Here is a 7,091-nt window from a genome sequence, read left to right as displayed (position 1 = left end):
AATACATGAATTGATAGGGAATCTGACTCTGAGAGGGACGCCTATGCAACTCATCGATCATCGACCGTGGTTCTCCTACAGGGGACTTACACCCCATCAGTTCATGCCCATGCTGGGCGTACACAATTGAATCTGCAGATCGGTATCGATCACCATCACCGCGTCTGTGATGTTATCGATCACTGTCTGCAAAAACTCACGCTCTTGGTAAACCTGCATCTCCATATTGAGACGATCGGTCACATCATGGGTCAACCCAAGGTGCTCGATAACCGCACCTTCAGAATCCATGATCGGTACCGCGTGGGTTTCCAGCCAGATATGCCTGCCTTTCAAACCGGTAATACTGAACGTCAAAGATGTGCTCTGACCATTAAATACCAATTGATTGATCTGTTCAAACGCCTCCTTATAAGGCTCATCAATCAAATCAAAAAGTATAGTCTTTGGGAGCTGATCCAATGATTCCGCTTGAATGATCTCAAGCCCTTTGGGATTAATACTGAGCAACTCACCATCTTTTCCAATGGTACTGACACAAGCCGGCTGTGAATTGATCAGACGCCGCAGATTCTGCTCACCGGCTCGTAACTCCGCCTCCAGTCTTTTACGCTCCGTAATATCCTCAACAAAGGCGATCGAGGAGAACACACTCCCATCCTGCTGCCTCAAGGTAACTGCACTGAAGTGGGTTGGTATGTTGTAGCCATCCTTATGCTGAAGCTCAACATCGTAACTGCGCCTATCGGTTTTGCTGATCTTGTTTGTTTGTTCAATAAAAATCAGTTTGTTTGCCTCGTCGACAAACTCCATTGGGGTTTTTCCCTGCATCTCTTCTTTGCTATAACCCAGCAGCTCTCGTAATCGCTCATTGACATCGAGCGTCTTACGTTCAGGATCAATGACCCACATCCCTTCCGGTGCGGCATCAAATATTGTTCTGTATCCACGCTCTTTTTCGATCAGTTCAACGGTATGTTTCCTGACCAGCAGCTTGAGTCTGACGATGGCCATCGATAACAGCAAACCGACAGTTGTAAGCACGCCAATTAAGACAAAAATATAATTTTCATAGCTCCAGCTCAACCAGTCTGGTATGGGGGATCTTGCCTGATATAACAACCCTTCGATACGACTGTTCTCACCGAGAAAATTCAATTCAATGAATATTTCATGGATCTGCCTCCAACGCTCAGGATGCATGTAGCCGACCTCTACCAACAACGGCTGAATCAACTCTTTGGAGAGATTAGCTTCATAGACAAGATGGGCACGGGACATACCCTGGGTATTGTACTTCTGTAGTATCAGATCAACGATCTCATCCCGATTAGCCAGCGCATAGGCCCAACCCTTGAGCGTGGCGTTGCGGAAGTTTTCTACTTGCTCTGGGTTTTCACTGATCTGCTGCTCAGTCGTAATCAGCACATCGCCATAGAAGTCGATACCATAATCCTTCGGTATGATGTATCGGGGTGCCACACCCGCCTCACCCAGCAGAAACCCCTGATCAGTCATATAAGCATTGAACGCATCAGTTTCACCGGCCACCAATGAATTCGCATCAAAACTGCTGGGCAGACGTACATAGTCATCGCTGGTAAGCCCGCCCCTTTTCAGCATCGCATGGAGTGCAGCATCCTGCCTGCCACTGCCGATCATCACCCGTCGCCCGGCCAGATCGGAAACCTGGTGAATACCTGAATCGCCTCTCACCAATAAGGCGTAGGGGCTGTGCTGATAGATTGCCGCCAGGGCCACCACCGGATAACCATTGGCCCGTTTAATCAATGCATCCGCCCCACTGACGGCATAATCCGCCTCACCGTCTAGCATCACTTCAACCGGGGCGCGTCCCTGATGCTCTCTGATTTCCACCTCCAGACCCAACTCTCTGTAATACCCCTTTGCCTTGGCTGCATAGTATCCGGCAAATTGAAACTGATGCTTCCACTTCAGCTGCAGAACAACGGATTGGTAATCACTGTCAGTCTGTTGCAGATTATTGGCCGACAAGAGTGGGCCGCTCCAGGCAAGTATTAACAGAAACAGCAGAGTGATCCGTCTGGAAAACCACATCCGCTTACAGCCTGGATGATTAAGCATAGATTTAAACATTCTGAAAAAATCAGGCCGACCAGGGCCAGCATCAATAAAAAAGCCTATAAATGAAGTTATCGGCGCTGGTTGTTCACCCTTTAACGACAAGGGCTTAGCAAACAACAGCTCCGGATCCTAAGAGAATGGATTGTGCTGCACCGGTGAGCTGGTTGACGCTTTGATTGAGAGCCGGTAAATATGCTTTCAATGATAAGGAAAATCAGACCAAGCAGACCCTAACCCAATGAAAACTATAGACATCCACACTCATCTCCTAAATCCCGCAGTCAGCTTCCAGAGGGCTTACGACAAAATAGCCGTGCGCTTTTTTGCCAGGAGCCTCGGTGTCGATCCGACTCGATTGAGAGACAACCCCTATCAGACCTATATCGCAGCGATGGCAAACTCGATCAGCCAATCAAAAACAGTGGACAAAACCTGCCTGTTCGGTGTCGATGCCTGTTTTGATGATCATGGCCGGGAGACGGCGCGGGATAAAACCGTCTGCGCCATGAACCAGGATGTTCTCCAGGTCGCTACCCAATATCCGGATCAGTTTATCCCCTTCTTTTCAATAAACCCGAAACGACCCAACGCTCTTGAGTTGATTGACGAGCAAGTGGAACTGGGCTTTCAGGGCGCCAAGTTTCTGCAAAATTACTGGGGTGTCGACTTGAATGAGGAGCGCTGGATCCCCTATTACGAAAAGCTGAAGCAGCACCGGCTGCCACTGATCATCCACATTGGCAGCGAATACAGCATCAGCTCTCACACCGCCTTTGAAAGGGCCGATATGCTGCATCTGCCATTGGCCACTGGCGTGACAGTAATTGCCGCCCATATGGGGCTCGGTCGCTTCCACCACAAATTACAACCCTGGAGAAATCTGTCAAAAAACCCGGACCACTTCGACGCCGACTATTTTACACTGCTGGAGATGCTCGACAGCCAGCCCAATCTGTACGCGGATATCTCGGCCATTCTGGCGCCACTGCGTGCCCGTGCTTTGCGGCACCTTTCCCAACAAACCACCGTTCACCACAAAATCCTGTTTGGCACTGACTTTCCCGTGCCGTTCACGGTTCGTTACAACAGTTATGATCTTGACATCCGCCAGCGCAAAAAAATCAGACGCATCGAGAACCCTTTCGATCGATACGCCGCAGTGATGTTGGCCTATTTCCCTGAACATAGCCAGATCTACCGGAACCATACAAAACTACTGAAACAGGCGGATAGGCCATAGCTTATGAACAACAAAACAGAGCGACAAAACAGTCCCGACCATTCATCAGCTGCTCGTGACCAGATGGAACCATAGCTCAAAGAACTCGCATCCAGGGGGGGGTGTTCCCCCCCATATGGCGCTTGATGATTCAAGAGCTCTTCTGACTGAACAACAACTCCATTAACGCACGTGGCTCACGATCATTTGCGTTAGCGATTTCGAGAATCGTGTCTGCACTGCCCTCCACTTTGAAACCAGCTGCCTCCATACGGGTCACGACACTCCGGGGGGTCTCGTTGAGCAACGGCGCAACCTCATCAACCGGCGAAGACTCAATACTCATCACAATGTTCATCATTGGACTGGCACCGGCATCGGTAAAGGATAAAAATATAAAGGCGCTGCTGACCAGAGCCACCGACCCGACCAGACTCAACGCCATGGGTTGAGCAAAGTACTTTTTAAACCCACCCCAGTGGTGAAGCACATGCAACCCGATCGCTATGGCAAACACCATACCGACCCACTCATGTGCCAGCTGGATTGGATTATGTAGACCAAAAAACATCAGCACACCGGAAACCGCCACCACCAGGCCGCTTCCGATGATCAGTGGCGTTGACCATTTACGGGTATTCAGATTCTTCATTGTCAATAGACTCTCTCTATCCTGCATCCCGCCACAGCGGGTCACTACATCATGATTCATTCCAGATACTCTCTGACCCACCCGTCATCCAGACACAGGGTTTTTCCAAACCTTGGTACTTGCCGGGATGGCGAAAGAGCGTTGATCAGAGATCCCTTTGAACTCCAGGTGAAGGTTACCGGGGTGGCGTGATGCCACCCCGTACCGCTTAACAACCGGTTAACGTTTGAAGCCGCCGCGTGGCAGACCATTGTCACGATCAACTTCAATTTGACGCACCAGTGAATTATCAACGGTAACAATATCCACCAGGTAGGTATCCCCATCCTTCTCTGTCACCTGCCCCACCTTCAAGCGATCATTACCGCGCATGATCAGGCGCGCGGATACCAGAGTTTTCGCCTCTTCCGCAGTCAGATCCAACTCCCGCTCCATCGCTGGCCCGAATTTGCCCTTACCCTGCATCATTCCGGGAGCTCCCATCATATCGCCACGATCACACTGACCTCTTTTACCTCCCCAACCGGCATCGGCACTGGAAGCAAGAACAAACAGTCCTGATGTGGCAATAACCGCAGAAACGATACTAACCTTTAAACCTTTATTCATTTCACTATCCTCATTGATTGGTTGCTTTGTCTTACTGACGACTACTATTTAAGACCCTGCATGTGTCGCCCCCGTGCCAACCAACGACAGATTTGTAACAGCCCATGACAATCCCTGGATTTGACACAATCTGTCACAAACTTCCTTTCCGCCTGTCAACGCTTGCCTTAAACTGAGCACATGGATAGCCAACCCCACATTCTCGTTGTTGATGATCACCAGGAGATTCGCACCCTGCTGCAACGTTTTCTCACGGATCATGGATATCGCATCACCACCGCATCGAATGGCGTCGAGATGAAGAAGCGCCTGCAGGACGCAGCGATTGATCTGATCGTGCTTGATCTGATGATGCCCGGTGAAGATGGCCTGACCCTGTGCCGTAACCTGCGCGCCGAGTCGAATACCCCTGTCATCATGCTGACCGCCATGGGTGAAGAGACCGACCGGATTATCGGCCTGGAGATGGGCGCTGACGACTATCTAGCAAAACCATTCAATCCCAGAGAGTTACTGGCACGCATCAAAGCTGTGATGCGGCGCATGGGCACAATGCCCAAAGTCAGCCGGGAGGAGCTGCCGCAACAACTGAATTTCCTTGGCTGGACACTGCGACCGGCATCCCGTGAATTGACCGATCCGCAACAGACCCTGGTACCGTTGAGCACCGCCGAGTTCACCCTGCTGATGGCCTTTGTCACCCGCCCTGGTCGGGTGCTATCACGGGACCAGTTGCTTGATCTGGCGCGAGGACGTGAGGCGCGTGCTTTCGACCGGGCGATCGATACGCTGGTCAGTCGACTGCGGCGCAAGCTGCGCGATCAACCCCGCAATCCGCAGATCATTAAGACCGTACGTGGCGGCGGATATCTTTTTGCCGCCAAGGTAGAGAACAACAATGCGTCTCTGGCCTGACACCCTGGCGGGGCGAACCCTGGCGCTGCTAGTCGGTGCAACACTACTGATGATGATCAGCAGCGCGATCCTGGTGCAGGATGAACGTAAAGCACGCTTCGATGAGCACAATCTGTTCCGCACTCTGCAACGGGTGGCCACCCTGACCCGTCTACTCAGCGACGCGGATGATCAGGAGCGCAGCCGTATCATTCAACGGGTCACCGAAGAAGGTGAGCAGATCAGCCTTGAGGAGACACCCTGGGTAAGCCACCCCCCAAGACACCCCATGGAAAAAAAGATTGCCCGCCATATAGGCCGTACAACCGGCATACGCGACCACTCGGCAATCCGGGTCAGGGTCGACTTCGATGGGCGCGACAAACACCACCGAGGAGAGGATCAACTCAGATTCCGGGCGGGCAAGGGGCTAAAAACGATCAATATCTCCATCCTCCTTTGGGATGATCTATGGATAAACTTTCGCACCATCGATTTCAAGGGTGCTCCGCCCTGGGCCAACGCTACCCTTCAGGGTTTATTAATACTGCTAGCCCTGCTTGTTGTCATCGGCCTGTTGATTGCCCGACGCATGGCTCGCCCCATGGCTCAGCTGGCCGATGCCGCCGAGCGCTTCGGCCTCGGTCAACCACAATCCCCCATTCCAGAAGAAGGTCCGCGGGAGGTACGCCAAACCATCCACGCCTTCAACCTGATGCAGCAGCGTTTACAGAAACAGATCAGTGATCGCTCACGAATGCTTGCCGCGGTATCCCATGACTTGAGAACCCCGATCACCACCCTGCGACTCAGGGCTGAGTATATCGATGACCAGGAGATGCGGGAGAAGACCCTGGCCACCCTCACTGAGATGGAAGCGATCCTCTCCGACACCCTAAGCTTCGCCCGCGACGAAGCCGCAGATGAACAGGCTCGCACCACCGATCTCGCGGCTCTACTGCAGAGCCTGATCGATGACCATGCCGACCTGGGCGGTGATGCCAACTATCAGGGACCGGAACGGTTTAACTTCATCTGCCGACCGGTTTCATTGCGAAGGGCACTCAATAATCTGATTGATAACGCTTTGAAATATGGCGAGACCGTGGTCGCCAGTCTCACCACCAGGCCGGACCGGGTCACCATCCATATTGACGACAACGGTCCAGGCATTCCGGACGATCAGCTGGAAGCGGTATTGACACCCTTTTTCCGCCTCGAAGCTTCACGCAGCCGGGAAACCGGTGGAACCGGACTGGGGCTGGCCGTAGCCAACAGCATCATACTCGCTCATGGGGGCGAACTGACACTGGCAAACCGCCCGGAAGGCGGATTGCGGGTAACCCTGGCGCTCAATCTGTCAGAAAAACAACATAACAAATAAAATTCTGTTTTTCAGCCGGTTACATACCAACAACTCAATCGAGAAAGATCACCCATTAGCAAGCAATGGTTGAATATGCTGAATCCGTCACCATTTATGATGGAGCTGCCTGAGCCCGAGTTACTGTTCACCAGGATTAAACGCTATACTAGCCACAGGACGACCTCTGGCTGAAATCAGGAAAGCCGTTTTATGAAAGCATTGCAATCAGACAACTACCGTAAGCT

Annotated in this window: 6 protein-coding genes; 3 read left to right on the top strand and 3 right to left on the bottom strand. The window is 51.9% G+C overall.

Going from position 1 to position 7,091, the window contains the following annotated elements:
- Window positions 1-96 precede the first annotated feature (96 nt).
- A complete protein-coding gene (locus tag AC4IE8_RS02835) occupies window positions 97-2,106 on the bottom strand; it encodes an ABC transporter substrate-binding protein (protein WP_490790273.1) in 2,010 nt (669 codons plus the stop codon).
- A 238-nt stretch (window positions 2,107-2,344) separates the two neighbouring features.
- On the opposite strand from AC4IE8_RS02835, the gene AC4IE8_RS02830 reads away from it, so the two are divergent.
- Complete coding sequence (locus tag AC4IE8_RS02830) at window positions 2,345-3,346, top strand: amidohydrolase family protein (RefSeq protein ID WP_490790272.1); 1,002 nt, start codon at window positions 2,345-2,347, stop codon at window positions 3,344-3,346.
- Window positions 3,347-3,476: 130 nt separating this feature from the next.
- On the opposite strand, the gene AC4IE8_RS02825 is transcribed toward AC4IE8_RS02830, so the two are convergent.
- Both AC4IE8_RS02825 and AC4IE8_RS02820 read right to left on the bottom strand, forming a co-directional pair.
- A complete protein-coding gene (locus tag AC4IE8_RS02825; RefSeq protein ID WP_490790271.1) occupies window positions 3,477-4,037 on the bottom strand; it encodes a DUF4405 domain-containing protein in 561 nt (186 codons plus the stop codon).
- Window positions 4,038-4,196: 159 nt separating this feature from the next.
- A complete protein-coding gene (locus AC4IE8_RS02820) occupies window positions 4,197-4,586 on the bottom strand; it encodes a hypothetical protein (protein WP_068989412.1) in 390 nt (129 codons plus the stop codon).
- A 180-nt stretch (window positions 4,587-4,766) separates the two neighbouring features.
- Here AC4IE8_RS02820 and AC4IE8_RS02815 point away from each other — a divergent pair, with 180 nt between their 5' ends.
- Both AC4IE8_RS02815 and AC4IE8_RS02810 read left to right on the top strand, forming a co-directional pair.
- Window positions 4,767-5,501 (top strand): response regulator, encoded by a 735-nt coding sequence (locus AC4IE8_RS02815; protein ID WP_490790270.1) that lies wholly within the window; start codon window positions 4,767-4,769, stop codon window positions 5,499-5,501.
- Entirely contained in the window at window positions 5,485-6,864 is a 1,380-nt protein-coding gene (locus AC4IE8_RS02810; protein ID WP_490790269.1) for an ATP-binding protein, read from the top strand. Before AC4IE8_RS02815 ends, AC4IE8_RS02810 begins: the two co-directional genes overlap by 17 nt.
- Window positions 6,865-7,091: the final 227 nt, after the last annotated feature.

The sequence above is a fragment of the Candidatus Thiodiazotropha sp. AKAK2 genome, from assembly GCF_058244685.1.
Note: the sequence above shows the minus strand (reverse complement) of the source record. Positions and strands in the feature narration are given on the sequence as shown.